We start from the raw sequence: 19,830 nt of genomic DNA, 5'->3' as shown, positions 1-19,830 counted from the left end.
ATCATGCGCGGCGACCGGCACGACTTCGGCACGTTCGACGATCGGGGATCCAGCCCGGTCGAGTTCGTGCTCGTCGGCGTGCTGCTGACCGCCCTCACGCTCGGCGTCATCCAGTTCGCCCTCGTCCTGTACGTGCGCAACGTCGTGCATGACGCGGCTGTCGAGGGAGCCCACGTCGCGGCTCTCGCCGACACGGATCCCGGCGAGGGGGCGCAGCGGACGGCGCGCGTCATCGCACGCGCTGTCGGAGACGCCTACGCGCAGGACGTGAGCGTCCGGGAGACGACCGCGCTGGGCGTTCCGACCATGGAGGTCACCGTGCGTGCGCCCCTGCCGCTCATCGGCTTCCTCGGCGTCTCCGCCGCGCTGGAGGTGACCGGACGTGCGCCCGTGGAGAGCCTCACCGCCGATGGTCGTTGAGGATCCGGACGGGCGCGAGGCAGGATCCGCGGCGCTCGAGTTCATCGCGCTGGGAGTGATCCTGCTCGTGCCGCTGGTGTATCTGGTGCTCGCACTCGGGACCATCCAGGGGCAGGTGCTCGGCGTCGAATCGGCGGCCCGGCATGCGGCGCGGACCATGAGCGCGGCGGTCGACGTCGCGGATGCGAGCGCACGAGCGGAGGCAGCGGTGCAGACCGCCATCGCGGAGTACGGCATGGATCCGGCCGCGGTCGACCTCGACATCCGGTGTGCACCGGCCGGTGCGGCGTGCCCGTCCGCAGGGGCGACAGTCGTCGTGACGATCCGGGCCGGAGTGGCGCTGCCGCTGATGCCGCCGGTGTTCGGCCTGGACAGGATCGCGAGCGTCCCGGTGCAGGCGTCCTCCGCGTACAAGGTGTCGCGCACCTGGGTCGTCGGATGAACCGCCCGGTCGTGAGGCCGGGGCTGCTCGGCGATGACCGCGGCAGCATCATGCCGCTGATCCTCGGCTATCTGGTGCTGGCGATCGCGCTGATCTACGTGTGCGTGTGCGCCACAGACCTGTACATCGCGCAGAAGCGGCTCGACTCGGTCGCCGATGCCGCCGCGCTCGCCGGGGCGGACGGGTTCCGCCTCCAGGTCGACGGCGACGCGATCCGCGCCGGACTGGACGACGAGGAGATCGGCGCTCAGGCGGCAGCCGTGCTCGGAGTGCTCGACGACGGCGTCACCCTCACGTCCGCGGGCACTCCCGACGGCGTCTCGGCCCGCGTCACGGTGCGCACGCAGTGGACTCCGCCGCTGCTCAGCGAGTTCGTGCCCGCGATGCTCACCATCGAAGCCACAGGCACGAGTCGCACAGCGTTGGAGTGAGCCGCTGCGCGGGAGTGCACTACTGCGCAGGAGGTCTCGGCACGAACCGGGGGATGTAGCGCAGGAATCCGATCGCGCCGACCACCCCGATCACGCCCATCGCGACGGCTCCCAGGGCGAGCGAGCTGATCGCGGCGATCCCGGAGAACACCAGGGGAGCAGCCGCGCCGCCCGCATCGGTCAGCGTGCGCCAGGATCCGAGGAAGGCAGCGGGCTCGTTCTGCGGGGCCACGTCCGCGCCGAGCGTGAGCAGGATCCCGCTGGACAGGCCGTTGCCGACGCCGAGCACGGCGGCGATCATGCCGAACCAGAGCACCTTCGTGTCGGCGTCATGGGTGAACGAGAGCACGAGGAATCCGGATCCCATCAGCACCATCGCGGGCAGTGCCGCCCAGAGCCGGCCGAACCGGTCCATCACCTGCCCGCTTGCGTAGAACAGGGCGAAGTCGATCGCGCCGGAGACGCCGACCACCAGGGCGATCGACGAGGCGTCGAGCCCGATCGACACGCCCCACAGCGGCAGCACAACCTGGCGTGCCGAGCGCACCGCAGAGAGGCTCGCGGCGGCGAGGCCGAGTCGCGACAGCACGCCCCGGTTGCGCCACATCGTGCGGAACACGCCGGTACCGGGTGCCTGAGACTGTCGAAGGGGGATCGACCCGGTCACGGCCTCGCCGGTGTCCTCGGTCGGGATCGACTCGTGTTCCGCGGGTGCGGCCTGCGTCTCGGGATCGGGGCCGAACAGCACGAGCAGGATCAGAGCCGCCAGACACACGACGAAGAACCACAAGGCTGCCGTCTCGGTGTGGAACAGGGACAGCAGGGCCGCGGCGAGGAACGGTCCGACGAACATGCCGGCGCGGAATGAGCCGCCCAGCAGCGACAACGCCCGCGCCCGGAACTGCACCGGCACCCGGGTGGTCATGAACGCGTGCCGGGCCAGCCCGAACGCCGCCGCAGACATGCCGACCACGAACACGGCGACGCTGAACAGGGCCAGGCTGGGCGCCAGGGCGCTGCCTACGACGCCGATGAGCGAGACGGATCCGGCGATCACCATCGTGATCCGCTCCCCGGCCCGCGCCACCAGCCATCCCGCCGGGATGTTGCCGCAGAGCTGACCGACGACGAGTGCGGAGGCGATGAGTCCGGCAGAGGCGAGGGTCGCCCCTCGGCTTGCCGCGATCACCGGGATGAGCGGCACCACCGCACCCTCGCCGAGCGAGAACAGCAGCGTGGGCAGGTAGACCATCGGTCCGAACGACCACAGCACGTCGACTGCTCGCCGAGGGATCGCCCGTTCCGCCACGCCTCCACGCTAGACCCGCGCGGGGACAGGCTCGGCATCCGGCACGCAGGCGAGGGATCCGCCGCGCGCACGTGGTCTTCGGACAGCTGCAGGCGGAGCGTGATGTCGGTGAGTCGGGATCCGCGTCAGCGATGTACAGGTCGGGGTGGCGACGAGCGCGATCGTCCAGTGGTCCCGCGCCCATCACCGCGCGCGATACTCTGGAGTGCCATGCTCGAACTTGATCTCTCCGCCGAAATCGCGGCCCTCCGTCAGACCTTCGGCGACATCCGCGAGGTCGCCGATGTCGACGGCCTTCGCGCCGACATCGCCCGCCTCAGCGAGGAGGCCGGTGCGCCGGACCTCTGGGACGATCCGGAGAAGGCGCAGAAGGTGACCAGCGCGCTCAGTCACCGGCAGGCCGACCTGAAGCGCGTGCTGGACGTCGAGCAGCGCCTCGATGATCTCGACGTGCTCATCGAGTTGGCCAACGAGATGGAGGACGAGGACTCCGCCGCCGAAGCGCGCGCCGAGCTCGCCTCGCTGACTGAGACGGTCAATCAGCTCGAGGTGCAGACGCTGCTCGACGGCGAGTACGACGACCGCAGCGCGATCATCACGATCCGCTCCGGCGCGGGCGGGGACGACGCCACCGACTTCGCCGAGATGCTGTTGCGCATGTACCTGCGCTGGGCCGAGCGGCACAAGTACAAGGTCAAGGTCATGGACACGTCCTACGCCGAGGGCGCCGGCATCAAGTCGACCACCTTCGAGGTCGACGCACCCTACGCGTTCGGGACGCTGTCGGTCGAGGCCGGCACGCACCGCCTGGCGCGGATCAGCCCGTTCGGATCCGCCGACAAGCGCCAGACGTCGTTCGCGGCGGTCGAGGTCATCCCGCTCATGGAGGAGGCGACCGAGGTCGACATCCCCGAGGGCGACATCCGCGTGGACGTGTTCCGTTCGTCCGGCCCCGGCGGTCAGTCGGTCAACACGACCGACTCCGCGGTGCGCCTCACGCACCTTCCGACCGGCATCGTCGTATCGATGCAGAACGAGAAGTCGCAGATCCAGAACCGCGCCGCCGCCATGCGCGTGCTGCAGACCCGCCTGCTGCTGCTGCAGAAGGAGGAGGAGGCCGCGAAGAAGAAGGAACTCGCCGGCACCATCACGGCGAGCTGGGGCGACCAGATGCGCTCCTACTTCCTCTACGGCCAGCAGCTCGTGAAGGACCTGCGCACCGGCTACGAGTCCGGCAACCCGTCGACGGTGTTCGACGGCGATCTGGACGGCTTCATCTCAGCGGGGATCCGCTGGCGCAAGCGGAAAGATGACGACGACTGAGGCGATCAGCTGGTGACTTCCGCCGCGGCCGCGTAGGGTGAAGCGCGATGTTCCCGATACGCAGAGCAGCGGCGGCGTCTGCGATAGCAGCCCTGATCGTCCCGGTGGCCGCGACCGCGGCGTACGCCTTCCACCCGGCAGACACTCTCTCGGCACACCCGACGGTGTCTCTTGTGGTCGCGCCGCAGTCCTTCACGGTCGCCGCTGTCGCGCAGGGGCAGCCGTCGTCTCGTGATGTCTTCGACGTCGTGTACACCCCGCCGCCCCCGGTCGTGACGGCGGCTCCGGCCTCGTTGAGCGCCCAGACTCCCGGATCCGTGGCCGCTGGGCAGGGTTACTCCGGCGATGCCATCGTCGCCTACGCCGAGACGTTCGTCGGAGTGGTGCCCTACGGGTGGGGCGCAGACCCGAGCGACTCCTTCGGCTGCGACGGCCTCGTGCAATACGTGTTCGGCCACTTCGGCATCAGCCTGCCCCGCGGCGCCGACAACCAGGCCGCGCTCGGGACCGTGATCTCCGCCGGCGAAGCCCGGGCCGGTGACCTGGTGTGGTGGCCCGGGCGACACATCGGCATCTGGGACGGTGCCGGGGGGATCATCGACGCGCCGGACTGGGGCCGCTATGTCGAGCACCACGCCCCGTGGGCGAGCTCCGGCCCGCCGATCTACATCCGGCTCTGATCGGGCCGTCATCCTGCTATCTCATGGCGGCGCGGCGGCGCGAGCGGGGTGTCGCTCGCGGGGCTCCGCGCGCGACGCGCTTAGGCTCGACTCGCCATGATCCGATTCGAGAACGTCACCAAGCGCTATCGCGGGACGAAGCGCCCCGCGCTGTCCGGGGTCGATTTCGAGGTGCTGCGAGGCGAGTTCGTCTTCCTCGTCGGTGCGTCGGGATCCGGGAAATCGTCCTGCCTCCAGCTCATCCTCCGCGAAGAGTCGCCCAGCTCGGGGCGCGTCGCCGTGCTCGGCCGCGACCTGAAGACCATCGCGAACCGCAAGGTCCCCTACTTCCGCCGCAGCATCGGATCCGTCTTCCAGGACTTCCGGCTGCTGCCGTCGAAGACCGTGTTCCAGAACGTCGCGTTCACACTGCAGGTGACCGGCGCCTCGCGCGGATTCATCCAGCAGGCGGTGCCGGAGGCGCTCGCGTTGGTCGGTCTGTCCGGCAAGGAGAAGCGACTGCCGCACGAGCTGTCCGGTGGTGAGCAGCAGCGCGTCGCGATCGCCCGGGCCATCGTGAACCGCCCGCAGATCGTGCTCGCCGACGAGCCGACCGGAAACCTGGATCCCGGCACCTCCGTCGACATCATGCAGCTTCTCGCCCGGATCAATGCGGGCGGCACCACGGTGCTCATGGCCACGCACGAGGCTGCCTTCGTCGACCAGATGCAGCGCCGGGTGATCGAGCTCCGCGACGGCGAGATGGTGCGCGATGAGGTCGGCGGCGGCTACGGCGACACGTCCAATGTGCCGCGACTGGAGCCCGAGACGATCCGCGGCGCCGCGGCGACCGCCGCCCTGCAGACCGTGCGCGAGGTGCACCGCGAGACCGAGGCCGCGATCGCCGAGCCGGCCCAGCCCGCCGAGCCCGTCCAGCCCGCCCAGCCCGTCCAGCCCATGGTGAAGCCGGCGGACGACGCGCGTCCTGCCACCCATCCCCTCACGCTCCCCGCCGTCGACCTCGCCGAACTGGGCGTCGCCGACCGGCTTGGGCTCGATACGGGCGACGACGAGGAAGTGGGGCCCGTGTCATGAGGATCGGACTCATCCTCGGCGAGGCCCTGTCGGGGCTGCGCCGCAACGCATCGATGGTGATCTCGGTCGTGCTGGTCACCTTCGTCTCGCTCACCTTCGTGGGCGCGGCGATCCTCATGCAGGGGCAGATCGGCACGATGCGGGCGTACTGGCAGGATCGCGCGCAGGTCGCGATCTACATGTGCTCCTCCGTGTCGACCTCGGCCGACTGCGCCGGCGGCGCGGCCACCCAAGACCAGATCAACGCCGTGCAGGCCGAACTCGCGGGCGACACGCTCAAGCCGCTGATCGCGAAGAGCAGCTTCCAGACCGCCGATCAGGCCTATCAGGAGACCTTGAAGCTCGTCGGCAAGGACTACGCCGGGGTGCTCACGGCCGACCAGGTCAACGCGGTGTTCAAGGTCAACCTGAAGGACCAGACGCAGTCGCCCGTGCTCGTCGAGGCGTTCGCGGGCTTCAAGGGCGTCGACCAGGTCAAGGACCAGCTCGAGTATCTGGATCCGCTGTTCAACGCGCTCACGGTCGCCACCTACATCGCCGTCGGGATCGCGGTGCTGATGCTGATCGCCGCCGTGCTCCTGATCGGGACCACCATCCGGCTGTCCGCGTATGCGCGACGGCGTGAGATCGGGATCATGCGCCTCGTGGGCGCGTCCAACCGATTCATCCAGACACCATTCGTCCTGGAGGGCGTGTTCGCGGCGGTGATCGGATCCGTGCTGGCGAGCATCGCGGTGCTGCTGGGCGTGCAGTTCGGCGTGCACGACTATCTGAGCAAGCGGGTTCCGTTCATCACCACCTGGGTCGGCCTGCAGGATGCGGCGCTCGTGGTGCCGGTGCTCATCGGCATCGGCGTGATCCTGGCCGCGCTCAGTGCCGGCTTCGCGATCCGCCGCTGGCTGCGGGCCTGATAGGCTGACTGGCTGCCGTGCGCCCGCGCGGCAGAGGATCAGGAGTTCGTCATGCCCAGGGAACGCGGGGAGAAGGTCATCGCGACCAATCGTCGCGCACGTCACGACTACAACCTGGAGAAGTCGTACGAGGCGGGGCTGGTGCTCACGGGCACCGAGGTGAAGTCGCTGCGTCAAGGCCGCGCGAACCTGACCGACGGCTACGCGTTCGTCAAGGGCAATGAGGTGTTCCTCGATGCCGTGCACATCCCCGAGTACTCGCAGGGGCACTGGACGAATCACTCCGCGAAGCGGATCCGCAAGCTCCTGCTGCACAAGGAGGAGATCGCGAAGCTCTCGCATGCCGTCTCCGCGGGCGGCTACACGCTGATCCCGCTGCGGCTGTACTTCTCCGACGGCCACGCCAAGGTCGAGATCGCCCTGGCCAAGGGCAAGCGCGAGTACGACAAGCGGCAGACGCTGCGCGAACGCCAGGACACCCGCGAGGCCGAGCGCGCGATGCGCTCGCGCAACCGCATCGGCGAATAGCCCTAGGGCATCGGGTCGAAGCCGAACACTCCGCCCAGGAAGCGCAGTTCGGCCTCCGCCGCCGCGATGATCGTGTCCGCCTGCCGGAAGCCGTGCCCTTCGCCGGCGAACAGCACGTATTGGTGCGCCACACCGCGGGCCGCGAGCGCGTCACGGATCGCCTCCGACTGTGACGGCGGCACGACGGCGTCGTCGGCGCCCTGCAGGATCAGCACCGGCACGTCGATCCGGTCCGCATGCGTCAGCGGTGAGCGTTCGATGTACGTCTGCTCGGCCTCGGGCAGCGGGCCGACGAGCCCGTCGAGGTAGTACCGCTCGAAGTCGTGCGTCTCCTGGGCGAGCAGGCGCAGGTCGACGACCCCGTACCGGTCGATCCCCGCCGCGAACACGCCGCCGCGCACCAGCGCCGACAGCACGGTCCAGCCGCCTGCGGAGCCGCCGCGGATCGCGATGCGGGCGGGATCCGCGATCCCCGCCTCGGCCAGGCCCCGCGCCGCCGCGAGCACGTCGTCGACATCCACGACACCCCACTGTCCGTCCAGGCGCGTGCGGTAGTCGCGGCCGTAGCCCGTCGACCCGCCGTAGTTGACCTCCAGCACGCCGATGCCGCGGCTGGTGAAGTAGGTGATCCATCCGGCCTGTGCCCCGGCCGAGTGCGCGGTCGGGCCCCCGTGCACCTGCACGATGTACGGCGGCAGCGCGCCCGGAACGGGGGAGACCTCCGGGTTCGCGGGGGCGTGGTCGAACGCGTGCACGGGGCCGTGCGTACCGGCGAAGGTCACCGGACGTGCTCCCGGCACCCAGGCCGGATCCACCGGATCCCCGCCGCGGATCGCGCGGACCGTCCCCGCATCGACGTCGAGTTCCCACACGCCGGGGGTGACCCGCGCACCCTGTCCCATGACCAGTACACGCGATCCGCGGGCGTCCTCCAGACTGAGGTCGGCGTCGAACGGCACGTCGAGTTCGCGGATCAGTGCACCGTCCCGATCCAGCAGCACCAGCGAGTCGGATCCGTTCGTGCGCACCGCGAGGATCCGGCCGTCGTCGAGCACCCGGAACCAGCGCTGGCCGAGCACCCACAGTCCGCCGCCGGTGTCGGCGTCCACGGGGACGGAGTCCTCTCTCGTGGCGGGAGGCGTCGGAATCGGGGGCACCGGCTGCGCGCCGATGCGCGCCCGGTGCAGGTTCCACCGGCCGGTCGCATCGTCGGCGAACAGCACCTCGTCGTCGGAGAGCCACTCGGGCTGCAGCGCCGCCCGGCTCGGGATCGCGCTGTCCGCCCCCGTGGCGAGGTCGACGACGCAGGCCAGCGCCGATTCCCACGGCATACGCGTGTCGGGCCAGACGACATAGGCGAGACGGGTCCCGTCGGGCGAGAGCGAGGGATGGGCGTAGAACCCGCCGCGGTAAACGACCCGGACGACGGCCGCGTCGTCATCCGCGGCAGACCCGTCCAGCGGGATCTCCGCGATGGCGCGCTCGTGCTGTTCGGGGCGCAGATCCTCCTGCACGGCGAACAGCCGGTTCTGCTGCACCCGCAGGCCGCCGTAGCGAGGCCCCGGCGCGGTGAGCGGGACGGGGACCTCGGAACCCGGATCCAGGCGGTGCACGCGCTGGTCCTCGCCGTCGACGAAGAGCAGCGTCCCGTCTTCGGCGACCGTCCATGCGCCGCCGCCGTACTCGTGCACGCGCGACCGCGCGCTCCACGGTGCGGGCAGCACCTCGTGCACGGAGCCGTCCGGATCCTGACGCCGCACGGTCAGCCGGCCGCGCTCCTGCGGCACGGACTCGCTCCACCAGATGCCGTCCGCGCCGTAGCGTGCCCCGTCGAGCTTGACGCCGGCGACGGCGAGGTCGACCGCGGACAGCGGGGAAGGCCAGGATCCGTGCAGGGGCGTCATGCTTCGAGCGTAGAGCGCTGCCGATGCGGGTGCACGGCGCACCGGCACCCGTCGCCGACACATGGTGAAACACAGCACGCGCCGCGTCTCGGGGCCCCTTAGCGTGGGGTGACCGCCCCGACCCAGGAGAGACATGTCCTTCGACGCGCCGCCGTTCGCCCCGACCGGGGCGGCCTCGCCGCGCGTGCCGATCTCCTTCGAGCTGTATCCGCCGCGCACCCCGGCACCGGTCGAGGCGCTGCACGAGACCATCCAGCAGCTCGCCACGGCGTCGCCGCGATTCATCTCGGTGACCTATGGCGCCGGCGGATCGGTCGGCGGGCGCTCGCTGGACGTGCTGCGCTACATCCGCGAGCAGACCACGGTCGAGCCGCTCGCGCACCTCACCTGCGTCGGCAGCACCTACGCGGGCGCCTCGCGGCTGATCCGGGAGTTCCTCGATGCCGGGATCCTCAGCTTCCTCGCCCTGCGCGGGGACCCGCCCCTCGATGAGAGCGAGCCGTTCCTCGGCGACCTGGAGAGCTCGGCGCAGCTGGTGCAGCTGATCGATCGCGCGCAGGCCGAGCGCGCGCCGTACCAGGAACGGCCCATCCCCGGGGTGCCGGGCGCCGTGCAGGTCACCCCGCGCAAGAAGGTCAACATCGCGGTCGCCACCTACCCGAACGGACACCCGCGGTCCGTGCACCGCAACCAGGACGTCGAGGCGCTGCTGGCCAAGCAGGCGGCCGGAGCAACCCTTGCGATCACGCAGCTCTTCTTCCACGCCGACGACTACTTCGCGTTCGTTGAGCGCGCCCGTCGCGCGGGCGTGACGATCCCGATCCTGCCCGGGATCATGCCGATCACGTCTCCGGCACGGCTGAACCGGGTGCTGGAGCTGAGCGGCGAAGAGCTGCCCGCCGAGCTGTCCATCGCACTCGAGGTCGAACCCACCGTCGAGGGGCGCACCCAGATCGGCATCGCGCAGGCGGCCGCGCTCGTGCGCGAGCTCGTCGACGGCGGAGCGCCCGGTGTGCACCTGTACGCGTTCAACCAGCACCGCACCGTGCTCGGCGTCCTCGAGGACGCCGGCATCCTCCAATCCACCAGCGCGCGCTGAGCCGCACCCTTCCCCCCTTCCGTCAGAGAGGACCGTCATGACCGCATTCCCCGAGGGCACCGTCCTGGGCTATCCCCGAATCGGCCGCAAGCGCGAGCTCAAGAAGGCCGTCGAGGCGTTCTGGGGCGGACGGATCGACGAGGCCGAGCTGGAGAGCACTGCCGCAGGACTCCGCGCGGCCACCCGCGAGCGCCTCGCCGTGCAGGGACTCGGACGTGCCGACTCGGCGATCCCGGAGTCGTTCTCGTACTACGACCAGGTGCTGGATGCCGCCGTGACGGTCGGCGCGATTCCCGCCCGGTTCGAGGATCTGCGCTCCGCCGACGGCACGATCGGCCTGCCCGCGTACTTCACGATCGCCCGCGGCGAGGGGGAGCGCGCCCCGCTCGAGATGACGAAGTGGTTCGACACGAACTACCACTACCTGGTCCCCGAGATCGGGCCCGACACCGTGTTCTCGCTCTCGAGCGACCGGATCCTGCGTCAGGTGCAGGAGGCGGCGCAGGCCGGCTTCCGCACCCGTCCGGTGATCGTCGGTCCCGTCACGTTCCTCGCGCTGGCGAAGGCCGCGGACGAGGCGCCGGAGGGCTTCGATCCGCTGTCCCGCCTCGACGACCTGGTGCCCGTCTACGCCGAGCTGCTCACGGCGCTGAAGGCCGCGGGCGCCGAGTGGGTGCAGATCGATGAGCCCGCCCTGGTCAGCGAGTCCCTGCCGGCCTCCGTCGCAGAGCTCGGCGCCGCGGCCGCACGCGCCTACGCGGTGCTCGGCGGACTCGCCGAGCGCCCGGCGATCTTCGTCGCTGCGCCCTACGCGGCGCTGGACGCCAACCTCGCCGTGCTCGCCGCCGCTCCGATCGAGGCGATCGGCCTCGACCTCGTCCGCGGCACGGTCCCGGCCGCCGTCGCGGGCCTCGCGGACAAGGTGCTCGTCGGCGGTGTGATCGACGGGCACAACATCTGGCGCGGCGACCTCGCCGCGGCCTTCGACACGCTCGAGGCGCTGCGCGGCCTCGGTGCCGCGGGCGTCGCGGCGTCCACCTCCACGTCGCTGCAGCACGTGCCGCACGACGTCGAGGACGAGACCAAGCTCGACGCGCGCCTGCTCGCCTGGCTCGCCTTCGCCGACCAGAAGGTCGCGCAGGTGACCACGCTCGCCCGCGGCCTCGCCGAAGGACGCGACGCGATTGCCGGCGAGCTGGACGCCGCCTCTGCGGCCCTCGCCGACCGCCTGAGCGCACCCGGAGTGCGCGTCGACGCCGTCCGCGACCGCACCGCCGCACTGACCGGCGCCGACTTCGACCGCGGCGACTACGACGCCCGGGTCGCGGCGCAGGAGAGCGCGCTGGCGCTGCCGGCGCTGCCGCTCACCACGATCGGATCCTTCCCGCAGACCGGCGACATCCGCCGCGCCCGCGCGCAGTTCATCCGCGGCGAGATCACCGCGGACGAGTACGACGGGTTCCTCCGCGAGGAGATCGGCCGTGTCGTCGCGCTGCAGGAGGAACTGGGCCTCGACGTGCTCGTGCACGGCGAGCCGGAACGCAACGACATGGTGCAGTACTTCGCCGAGAATCTCGACGGCTTCGACGTCACCGAGAACGGCTGGGTGCAGTCGTACGGATCCCGCGCGACCCGTCCGTCGATCCTCTGGGGCGATGTGTCCCGCCCGGCGCCGATCACCGTCGCCTGGTCGCAGTACGCGCAGTCGCTCACCGCGAAGCCGATGAAGGGCATGCTGACCGGGCCGGTCACGATCCTCGCCTGGTCGTTCGTGCGCGACGACCAGCCGCTCGCCGAGACCGCCAACCAGGTCGCTTTGGCGCTGCGCGACGAGATCGCCGACCTCGAGGAGGCCGGCATCGCGGTCATCCAGGTCGACGAGCCCGCGCTGCGCGAGCTGCTGCCGCTGAAGAAGGCCGATCAGCCGGCGTATCTGGACTGGTCCGTCGCGTCCTTCCGCCTCTCCACGGCGGGTGCGGCGACCGCCACGCAGGTGCACACGCACCTCTGCTACTCGGAGTTCGGCGTGGTGATCGACGCGATCCGCGCCCTCGACGCCGACGTGACCTCGATCGAGGCCGCGCGCAGCCGCATGGAGGTCGTCACCGACATCGCCGCCAGCGGTTTCGACCATGGGATCGGCCCGGGTGTCTACGACATCCACTCGCCGCGCGTGCCGCAGACCACCGAGATCGAGGCGCTGCTGCGGCGTGCGGTCGAGGAGATCCCGACACGTCAGCTCTGGGTCAACCCGGACTGCGGTCTGAAGACCCGCGGCTACGAGGAGACGAACGCCTCGCTGCGCAACATCGTCGAGGCCACCCGCCGCGTCCGTGAGGACATCGTCGTCGCGGTCTGACCGCCACACGAAGAAGAGGCCGCCCCGGGAATCATCCCGGGGCGGCCTCTGCCGCGTGACGTGGATCAGACGGCGCGCAGCACCGCCACGAGCTTGCCGAGGATCACGGCGTCGTCGCCGAGGATGGGCTCGAACGCGCTGTTGCGGGGGAGCAGCCAGACATGGCCGTCGCGCCGGCGGAACGTCTTCACCGTGGCCTCGCCGTCGATCATCGCGGCCACGATCTCACCGTTCTCCGCGGTGTTCTGCGAGCGGATGACGACCCAGTCGCCGTCGCAGATCGCGGCATCGATCATGGACTCTCCGGAGACCTTCAGCATGAACAGTTCGCCCTTGCCCACCAGCTGGCGGGGGAGGGGGAAGATCTCCTCGACCTGCTGCTCGGCCGTGATCGGCACGCCGGCGGCGATCCGGCCGACGAGGGGCACCAGGGCCGCATCGCCGACGGACGGAGCAGCGTCCGCCGGATTCTCGCCGGACAGGGCCGGCAGATCGATCAGCACCTCCATGGCGCGCGTCTTGCCGGCGTCGCGGCGCAGATAGCCGCTCAGCTCGAGCTGCCCGAGCTGATGCGTCACGCTGCTCAGCGACTTCAGGTTCACGGCGTCGCCGATCTCGCGCATGCTCGGCGGATACCCGTTGCGTGCGATCGACGTCTGGATGACCTCGAGGATCGCCATCTGCTTCGCGCTCAGGCTCTTCCGGCGCCGCGTCCGCGGGGCCTCGGGCTCAGGGCTCGCGCTGCCGTTCATGACATCTCCTTCGATTCGAATGTCGGTGGTCCGTGGTGAGGTCTGTATATCGAAACCGTATCCGAGAGAGACACGGATTCGGAAGATCTGTTCGAGCGTGTCGGAGATGTCGTGGAAGCGATGTTCGAAGAACGCTTGACAGATGTTCGAAGTCGAAAGTATCTTCGGAACGTAGGTTCGTCTCCCCAGAGGCCGGAGCGGATGTTCCCTCAGACAGAGGGACTCCCTCCGGGGGAGCGGACCGACAGCACAATTAAGGAGAAGCACCATGAGCAGCATCACCTTCGCCCCGTCGCTCGGTTCCGCCGGAGTCTCCGGAACGCGTCTGCGGATCACGGCGCGCGGTCGGCGCGTGCTGGCCGCGCTGGTGACGCTCCCGATCGCGGCGGCGATCGCGTTCGCTGCGGTGAGCGGCGGTTCGGCGCTCGCGTCCGGCGAGCTGACCGGCGCCAACACCTTCGCCACGGTCACCGTGCAGTCCGGCGACACGCTCTGGTCCATCGCGGGCGAGGTCGCGCCGAAGGTCGACCCCCGCGACGTGGTCGCCGCGATCTCGAAGCTGAACCTCATCGACGGCGGCGTGATCAGCGTCGGCCAGCACCTCGCGATCCCCGCGCAGTACTCCACGGCGGGGCGCTGACGCGTCATCCGACGTCATAGCCACGTGGCGCCGCTTAGCATTGCAGGGTGACTGTCTCGCTCGACGACCTCCCGCTCCGCGACGATCTCCGCGGCCTGCGCCCGTACGGCGCACCGCAGGCGCCCCTCCCGGTGGCGCTCAACGTGAACGAGAACACGCATCCCGTGCCGGACGCGGTGGCGAGCGACATCCTCGACGACATCGCGGTGGCGCTGCGCGACGTGAACCGGTACCCGGACCGGGAGTTCACCGAACTTCGCGAGGCATTCGCTGGCTACCTGGGTCACGGTCTTGAGGCGTCCAACATCTGGGCCGGCAACGGCTCGAACGAGGTGCTGCAGCACATCCTGCAGGCGTTCGCCGGTCCCGGCCGCACCGTGTTCGGATTCGCCCCCACCTACTCGATGTATCCGCTGCTCGCGCAGGGCACCGGGGCTCGATGGGTCGCCGGGGTGCGGCACCCCGACTACGAGCTCACCGTGGCCGAAGCCGTCGCGCAGGTCGAGGAGCATCAGCCCGACGTGATCCTGCTGTGCGCCCCGAACAACCCGACCGGCACGCCCCTGCCGATCGACGTCATCGAGGCCGTCTACGAGGCCGCCCGGGGCATCGTGATCGTGGACGAGGCGTACCAGGAGTTCGCTCCGAAGGACTCGCCCTCGGCCCTGACGCTGCTCGAGGGGCGCCCGCGTCTCGCCGTGTCGCGCACCATGAGCAAGGCGTTCGCGTTCGCCGGTGCGCGCGTGGGTTATCTCGCCGCGGACCCGGCCTTCATCGATGCGCTGCGGCTCGTCCGGCTGCCCTATCACCTGAGCGCTCTCACACAGGCCGCCGCCATCGCCGCCCTGCGCAACGCCCCGACCATGCTCGCCATGGTCGACGAGATCGTGGCGCAGCGGGACCGCATCTCAGCGACCCTCGAGGCGCTGGGCTACGAGCCGCACCCGTCCTGGTCGAACTTCGTGCTGTTCGGCGGTGTCGCCGATCCCGCCGCGACCTGGCAGGCGCTGTACGACAAGGGCGTGCTGATCCGCGACGTCGGAATCCCCGGCCACCTCCGGGTCACCGCGGGCACCGAGGCGGAGACGACCGCATTCCTGGAGGCGCTGGCCTCGGTAGGATCGGCGTCATGACCGCTCGCATCGCCCGCCGCACCCGCTCGACGTCCGAGTCGACGGTCGAGCTCGAGCTGAACCTCGACGGCACCGGCCAGAGCCACATCGACACCTCCGTGCCGTTCTTCGACCACCTGCTCACCGCCTTCGCGAAGCACTCGCTCACCGACCTCACGATCCGCTCCTCGGGTGACACCCACATCGACGCCCACCACACGGTCGAGGACGTCGCGATCGTGCTGGGGCAGGCGATCCGCGACGCTCTGGGCGACAAGTCCGGCATCTCCCGCTACGGCGACGCCCTCGTCCCGCTGGACGAGGCGCTCGCGCAGGCCGTGGTCGACATCTCCGGTCGCCCGTACCTCGTGCACGAGGGCGAGCCGGCCGGCTACGAGCACCACCTCATCGGCGGCCACTTCACCGGCTCCCTGGTGCGCCACGTGTTCGAGGCGATCGCCTACAACGCGGCGCTCACCGTGCACGTGCGCGTGATCAGCGGACGCGACCCGCACCACATCGCCGAGGCCGAGTTCAAGGCGTTCGCGCGCGCGTTCCGCCAGGCCAAGGCGCTCGACCCGCTGGTTTCCGGCGTGCCCTCCACCAAGGGTGCGCTGTGAGCGGATCCCGCCGGCCCACCGTCGCGGTCTTCGACTACGGCTCGGGCAACGTGCATTCGGCGGTCAAGGCGCTGATCCGCGCCGGCGCCGACGCGGAGCTCACCGGCGACCGCACGGCCGCGCTCGAGGCCGACGGGCTCGTGGTCCCCGGCGTCGGGGCGTTCGCCGCCGTGCGCGAGGCGCTGGCCGCGCATCGGGGCGACGAGATCATCGAGCGACGTCTCGCCGGTGGGCGCGCGGTTCTCGGGATCTGCGTGGGCATGCAGGTGCTCTTCGCTCACGGCGTCGAGCGCGGCGCAGAGGTCGACGGGCTCGGCGAATGGCCGGGCGTGATCACCGAGCTGGATGCGCCGGTGCTGCCGCACATGGGCTGGAACACCGTCGAGCCCGGTGCGGGCAGCGTGCTGTTCCGCGGCATCGAGCACGAACGGTTCTACTTCGTGCACTCCTTCGCCGCGCAGTCCTGGGAGCTCGACGTGATCCCCCCGTTCCCCGAGCCGAGCCTGACCTGGGCGACGCACGGCTCGCGGTTCCTCGCCGCGGTCGAAAACGGCCCGCTCTCGGCCACCCAGTTCCACCCGGAGAAGTCCGGCGACGCCGGCATCCAGCTGCTCCGGAACTGGATCTCGACGCTCTGAGCATCCCCCGAACGATCAACACATCAAGGACGACATGAACGAGTTCGCACAGGCACCTTCGCTGACCCTCCTCCCGGCGGTCGACGTCGCCGGAGGTCAGGCGGTGCGCCTGACCCAGGGCGAGGCCGGCAGCGAGACCAGCTACGGCGACCCGATGGACGCCGCGGCCGAATGGGCGGATCAGGGTGCGGAGTGGATCCACCTCGTCGATCTCGATGCCGCTTTCGGACGCGGCAGCAACACCGCGATCCTGCGCCGCGTCATCAAGCAGTTCCGGCACGTCAACGTCGAGCTCTCCGGCGGGATCCGCGACGACGCGAGCCTCGAGGCCGCACTCGAGAGCGGTGCCGCGCGGATCAACCTCGGCACGGCCGCGCTGGAGAACCCGGAGTGGGCGGCCGATGTGATCGCGCGCTACGGGGAGGCCGTCGCGGTCGGGCTCGACGTGCGCGGCACGACGCTCGCGGCACGCGGCTGGACGAAGGAGGGCGGTGACCTCTGGACCGTCCTGGATCGCCTCGAGGACGCCGGCTGCAGCCGCTACGTCGTCACGGATGTGACCAAGGACGGCACCCTCAAGGGGCCGAACCTCGACCTGCTCCGCGAGATCACGGCGCGCACCCCCAAGCCGGTCGTCGCCTCGGGCGGCATCGCCAACCTCGACGACATCGCCGCACTGCGCGAACTCGTGCCGCTCGGGGTCGAGGGCGCGATCGTCGGCAAGGCGCTCTACGCGGGCGCGTTCACCCTGGCCGAGGCGCTGGATGTCGCGGGAGACTGATTCCGCAGGCGTGCCCTGGGAGGGACGCGCCTTCCAGCCGAACCCGAACGCCACCGATGACGGATCCGCGGATCCTGCCCTCTGGCTGGCGCTGACGCGCTTCCGTGCCGGCGACGGCTCCCAGGCCGAGGTCGTCGACGCGTTCCGATCGGCCAGGGTGCTGGTGCCGCTGGTCGCGGAGAAGGGAGAGGAGGGCGTCGTCCCCTCGGGCCTCGTGGTCGACAAGACGCAGGAACTCTCGCTCGTCACGGTCGCCGCTCCCGACGGGCGCACGGTGCAGCCGGCGTTCACGAGCGTCGACACCCTGCGCTCGTGGGATCCGGTCGCACGCCCGATTCCCGTCGAGGCGGCGCGGGTGGCGCTGTCCGCGTCATCCGGCGATGCCGAGCTGATCGTGCTGGATCCCGGATCCGAGACGGAGTTCGTGCTGCGCCGGCCGGCCGTGTGGGCGGTCGCGCAGGCGCAGGCCTGGGAGCCGAGCTTCCTCTCACCCGAGGTCTACGCGGGGCTCCAGGACAGCGTCGGCAGCGAACTCGCGGTCATCGACGTCTCCGTCTCGGCCGGCGATCCGGAGGCGCGTCTGCGCGGCCCCGAGCTGATCGTCACGCTCGAACTCGTCGACGGCCTCGACCGCGAGACGCTCGATGCGGTGCTCGCGCGGCTCGCGCAGCGCTGGGCGACGGACGATCGGATCGCCGTGCTGGTCGACTCGCTCACTGTGCGCCTGCGCGCGAGCGACTGAGGCGAACCCGGGTCAGTTGACCGGGCCGGTCCACTTCTCGCCGGGGCCCTGACCGATCGGATCCGGGATCGAGGATGCCTCGCGGAACGCCAGCTGCACCGAGCGCAGGCCGTCGCGCAGCGAGCGCGCGTGCATGTCGCTGATCTCCGGCGCGGCGGCGGTGATGAGCCCGGCGAGGGCGTTGATGAGCTTGCGCGCCTCGTCCAGATCCTTCTGCGTCTCGGGATCGTCCGCGAGCCCGACCTTGACGGCGGCGGCGCTGAGCAGATGCACGGCGGCCGTGGTGATGACCTCGACGGCGGCGACGTCGGCGATGTCGCGCGCGGCGCCCGCGGCGACGCCGTCGGCGTCATCGACGAGGGGGGAGACGTGCTCGGGGGACTCGGACGCGTGCATGGTCACTCTGGGTGCCGCCTTCTGATAGACTTCTGCGGGCTCCGGGACTCAGGTCCCGGCACGAAAGAGGATTCACTTCCCACCCGCGCTTGCCGCTCAAGGCTACCGGGTCCAGCACCCCGTCGATTCACGTCGGCAGTCCGGCTCCGGCCGGCCACGAGGCAACTCGTGGAGGGTGGGCGTCGACGTCTGAGTGTCGGCGGGTGGGACGATTCCGCTTTCGCCCGTGATCCATCCGGATCATGGAGGCCGAAAACCATCGTCTAAGGAGTCCGCATCAGCGATCCCCGCACCAATGAGCGCATCCGCGTCCCCGAGGTCCGCCTCGTCGGCCCCGCGGGTGAGCAGATCGGCGTCGTCCGCATCGAGGCCGCACTGCGTCTTGCGCAGGAAGCCGACCTCGATCTCGTCGAGGTGGCCCCGAACTCGAAGCCTCCCGTGGTCAAGATCATGGACTACGGCAAGTTCAAGTACGAGGCCGCGCAGAAGGCGAAGGAAGCTCGCCGCAACCAGGCGAACACGATCCTCAAGGAGGTGCGCTTCCGTCTGAAGATCGAGGCGCACGACTACACGACCAAGCTCAAGCGCGCCGAGGGCTTCCTCAAGGCCGGCGACAAGGTCAAGGCGATGATCCTGTTCCGCGGTCGCGAGCAGTCGCGTCCCGAGCAGGGTGTGCGACTGCTGCGCAAGTTCGCCGAGGACGTGGCTGAGTTCGGCACGGTCGAGTCGAACCCGACGATCGATGGACGCAACATGGTGATGGTCGTCGCCCCGCTGAAGAACAAGTCCGAGGCGAAGGCCGAGCAGAACGCGGTGCGCGACGCGCAGCGCGCGGCCAACAAGCAGGCCGCCCGTGACGCAAAGGGACCCGAGGCGGCAGAGACCGCCGCTCCCGCCGCGTCCGCGGAGTGATCCGCGCAGAGCGAGAAACCCCACACAGACCTCCCGCAGCGCGCGGGAAGAACCCTGTCGCCTATATGGGCGCCATACGAAGGAAGAGAAGATGCCGAAGCAGAAGACCCACTCGGGTGCCAAGAAGCGCTTCAAGATCACCGGCAGCGGCAAGCTGAAGAAGCAGCAGGCCGGGATGCGCCACAACCTCGAGCACAAGTCGAGCCGTCGCACCCGCCGCCTCAACCAGGACCAGGTGCTGTCGAAGGCTGACACCAAGGTCGCCAAGAAGCTCCTCGGCCGCTGACGCGCCCCGATCTCACGTAAGGAACACACCAAAATGGCTAGAGTCAAGCGCGCCGTCAACGCTCACAAGAAGCGTCGCGTCATCCTCGAGCGCGCCTCGGGTTACCGTGGCCAGCGCTCGCGTCTGTACCGCAAGGCGAAGGAGCAGGTCACCCACTCCCTCGTCTACGCGTACCGCGACCGCCGCAAGCGCAAGGGCGACTTCCGTCGTCTGTGGATCCAGCGCATCAACGCCGCTGCCCGTCAGAACGGCATCACGTACAACCGCTTCATCCAGGGCCTCGGTCTCGCCGGCGTCCAGGTGGACCGCCGCATGCTCGCCGAGCTCGCCGTTAACGAGGCCGCGACGTTCGCGGCTCTGGTCGAGGTCGCCCGCAAGGCTCTGCCGGCGGACGTCAACGCGCCCAAGTCGGCTGCGTAAGCACTTCTCCTCGCGAAAGGGCGCCGTCCTGCAGACGGCGCCCTTTCGTGT

General features: G+C 70.2%; 23 protein-coding genes. 19 read left to right on the top strand and 4 right to left on the bottom strand.

Annotated features, from left to right (window positions below; all coding sequences use genetic code 11):
* Positions 1-3: 3 nt before the first annotated feature.
* Genes ABD882_RS16750 through ABD882_RS16740 form a run of 3 tightly spaced genes read left to right on the top strand, consistent with a single transcriptional unit; the run spans position 4 to position 1,293 of the window.
* Positions 4-420, top strand: coding sequence for a TadE/TadG family type IV pilus assembly protein (locus ABD882_RS16750; RefSeq protein WP_345188549.1), 417 nt, complete (start codon positions 4-6; stop codon positions 418-420).
* Positions 410-862, top strand: coding sequence for a TadE family protein (locus ABD882_RS16745; RefSeq protein ID WP_345188548.1), 453 nt, complete (start codon positions 410-412; stop codon positions 860-862). The genes ABD882_RS16750 and ABD882_RS16745 overlap by 11 nt, the downstream gene beginning before the upstream one ends.
* Positions 859-1,293, top strand: coding sequence for a pilus assembly protein TadG-related protein (locus ABD882_RS16740; protein ID WP_345188547.1), 435 nt, complete (start codon positions 859-861; stop codon positions 1,291-1,293). Before ABD882_RS16745 ends, ABD882_RS16740 begins: the two co-directional genes overlap by 4 nt.
* Before the next feature lie 19 nt (positions 1,294-1,312).
* On the opposite strand, the gene ABD882_RS16735 is transcribed toward ABD882_RS16740, so the two are convergent.
* Positions 1,313-2,545, bottom strand: a complete 1,233-nt coding sequence (locus ABD882_RS16735; protein ID WP_345188784.1) for an MFS transporter — start codon at positions 2,543-2,545, stop codon at positions 1,313-1,315.
* A 267-nt stretch (positions 2,546-2,812) separates the two neighbouring features.
* Between ABD882_RS16735 and prfB the strand changes: the two genes are divergently transcribed.
* The 5 genes from prfB to smpB all read left to right on the top strand — a co-directional run bounded on the left by prfB (position 2,813) and on the right by smpB (position 7,118).
* A complete protein-coding gene (prfB, locus tag ABD882_RS16730) occupies positions 2,813-3,925 on the top strand; it encodes a peptide chain release factor 2 (protein ID WP_345188545.1) in 1,113 nt (370 codons plus the stop codon).
* Positions 3,926-3,972: 47 nt separating this feature from the next.
* The gene (locus ABD882_RS16725) at positions 3,973-4,605 is read left to right on the top strand and encodes a C40 family peptidase (RefSeq protein WP_345188544.1); all 633 of its coding nucleotides are present in this window, start codon (positions 3,973-3,975) and stop codon (positions 4,603-4,605) included.
* 96 nt (positions 4,606-4,701) lie between these two features.
* Positions 4,702-5,679, top strand: coding sequence for a cell division ATP-binding protein FtsE (gene ftsE / locus ABD882_RS16720; protein WP_345188543.1), 978 nt, complete (start codon positions 4,702-4,704; stop codon positions 5,677-5,679).
* The gene (gene ftsX / locus ABD882_RS16715) at positions 5,676-6,590 is read left to right on the top strand and encodes a permease-like cell division protein FtsX (protein WP_345188541.1); all 915 of its coding nucleotides are present in this window, start codon (positions 5,676-5,678) and stop codon (positions 6,588-6,590) included. The genes ftsE and ftsX overlap by 4 nt, the downstream gene beginning before the upstream one ends.
* A gap of 51 nt (positions 6,591-6,641) precedes the next feature.
* Positions 6,642-7,118, top strand: a complete 477-nt coding sequence (gene smpB / locus ABD882_RS16710; RefSeq protein WP_345188540.1) for an SsrA-binding protein SmpB — start codon at positions 6,642-6,644, stop codon at positions 7,116-7,118.
* A 2-nt stretch (positions 7,119-7,120) separates the two neighbouring features.
* Here the strand turns inward: smpB and ABD882_RS16705 are convergent, their stop codons facing one another.
* The gene (locus ABD882_RS16705) at positions 7,121-9,022 is read right to left on the bottom strand and encodes a S9 family peptidase (RefSeq protein WP_345188539.1); all 1,902 of its coding nucleotides are present in this window, start codon (positions 9,020-9,022) and stop codon (positions 7,121-7,123) included.
* Between the two features lie 133 nt (positions 9,023-9,155).
* Here ABD882_RS16705 and ABD882_RS16700 point away from each other — a divergent pair, with 133 nt between their 5' ends.
* Entirely contained in the window at positions 9,156-10,121 is a 966-nt protein-coding gene (locus ABD882_RS16700; RefSeq protein ID WP_345188537.1) for a methylenetetrahydrofolate reductase, read from the top strand.
* A gap of 37 nt (positions 10,122-10,158) precedes the next feature.
* On the top strand, positions 10,159-12,480 hold the full coding sequence (gene metE / locus ABD882_RS16695; RefSeq protein ID WP_345188536.1) for a 5-methyltetrahydropteroyltriglutamate--homocysteine S-methyltransferase: 2,322 nt from the start codon (positions 10,159-10,161) through the stop codon (positions 12,478-12,480).
* 65 nt (positions 12,481-12,545) lie between these two features.
* Here metE and lexA read toward each other — a convergent pair whose 3' ends face one another.
* Complete coding sequence (gene lexA / locus ABD882_RS16690; RefSeq protein WP_345188535.1) at positions 12,546-13,232, bottom strand: transcriptional repressor LexA; 687 nt, start codon at positions 13,230-13,232, stop codon at positions 12,546-12,548.
* A 268-nt stretch (positions 13,233-13,500) separates the two neighbouring features.
* Here lexA and ABD882_RS16685 point away from each other — a divergent pair, with 268 nt between their 5' ends.
* Genes ABD882_RS16685 through ABD882_RS16660 form a run of 6 tightly spaced genes read left to right on the top strand, consistent with a single transcriptional unit; the run spans position 13,501 to position 17,765 of the window.
* Complete coding sequence (locus tag ABD882_RS16685) at positions 13,501-13,872, top strand: LysM peptidoglycan-binding domain-containing protein (RefSeq protein WP_345188533.1); 372 nt, start codon at positions 13,501-13,503, stop codon at positions 13,870-13,872.
* 47 nt (positions 13,873-13,919) lie between these two features.
* A complete protein-coding gene (locus ABD882_RS16680) occupies positions 13,920-15,005 on the top strand; it encodes a histidinol-phosphate transaminase (RefSeq protein ID WP_345188532.1) in 1,086 nt (361 codons plus the stop codon).
* On the top strand, positions 15,002-15,604 hold the full coding sequence (gene hisB, locus ABD882_RS16675; protein ID WP_345188531.1) for an imidazoleglycerol-phosphate dehydratase HisB: 603 nt from the start codon (positions 15,002-15,004) through the stop codon (positions 15,602-15,604). Before ABD882_RS16680 ends, hisB begins: the two co-directional genes overlap by 4 nt.
* Positions 15,601-16,242: an imidazole glycerol phosphate synthase subunit HisH gene (hisH, locus tag ABD882_RS16670; RefSeq protein ID WP_345188530.1), complete on the top strand. Its 642-nt coding sequence runs from the start codon at positions 15,601-15,603 to the stop codon at positions 16,240-16,242. Before hisB ends, hisH begins: the two co-directional genes overlap by 4 nt.
* A 34-nt stretch (positions 16,243-16,276) precedes the next feature.
* Positions 16,277-17,023 (top strand): bifunctional 1-(5-phosphoribosyl)-5-((5-phosphoribosylamino)methylideneamino)imidazole-4-carboxamide isomerase/phosphoribosylanthranilate isomerase PriA, encoded by a 747-nt coding sequence (gene priA, locus ABD882_RS16665; protein WP_345188528.1) that lies wholly within the window; start codon positions 16,277-16,279, stop codon positions 17,021-17,023.
* Positions 17,007-17,765, top strand: a complete 759-nt coding sequence (locus tag ABD882_RS16660) for an SseB family protein (RefSeq protein ID WP_345188527.1) — start codon at positions 17,007-17,009, stop codon at positions 17,763-17,765. Before priA ends, ABD882_RS16660 begins: the two co-directional genes overlap by 17 nt.
* A 12-nt stretch (positions 17,766-17,777) precedes the next feature.
* On the opposite strand, the gene ABD882_RS16655 is transcribed toward ABD882_RS16660, so the two are convergent.
* The gene (locus ABD882_RS16655; protein WP_345188783.1) at positions 17,778-18,161 is read right to left on the bottom strand and encodes a DUF1844 domain-containing protein; all 384 of its coding nucleotides are present in this window, start codon (positions 18,159-18,161) and stop codon (positions 17,778-17,780) included.
* Between the two features lie 276 nt (positions 18,162-18,437).
* Between ABD882_RS16655 and infC the strand changes: the two genes are divergently transcribed.
* The 3 genes from infC to rplT all read left to right on the top strand — a co-directional run bounded on the left by infC (position 18,438) and on the right by rplT (position 19,779).
* Positions 18,438-19,073 (top strand): translation initiation factor IF-3, encoded by a 636-nt coding sequence (infC, locus tag ABD882_RS16650; protein WP_345188782.1) that lies wholly within the window; start codon positions 18,438-18,440, stop codon positions 19,071-19,073.
* 91 nt (positions 19,074-19,164) lie between these two features.
* Positions 19,165-19,359 carry a 50S ribosomal protein L35 gene (gene rpmI, locus ABD882_RS16645; protein WP_017828564.1) on the top strand — a complete coding sequence of 65 codons (195 nt, stop codon included), beginning with the start codon at positions 19,165-19,167 and terminating at the stop codon, positions 19,357-19,359.
* A gap of 33 nt (positions 19,360-19,392) precedes the next feature.
* Positions 19,393-19,779 carry a 50S ribosomal protein L20 gene (gene rplT / locus ABD882_RS16640; RefSeq protein ID WP_345188526.1) on the top strand — a complete coding sequence of 129 codons (387 nt, stop codon included), beginning with the start codon at positions 19,393-19,395 and terminating at the stop codon, positions 19,777-19,779.
* Positions 19,780-19,830: the final 51 nt, after the last annotated feature.

Source organism: Microbacterium panaciterrae (genome assembly GCF_039541635.1).
GTDB classification, from domain to species: Bacteria; Actinomycetota; Actinomycetes; order Actinomycetales; family Microbacteriaceae; genus Microbacterium; species Microbacterium panaciterrae.
This window is presented reverse-complemented; position numbering and strand designations above follow the sequence as displayed.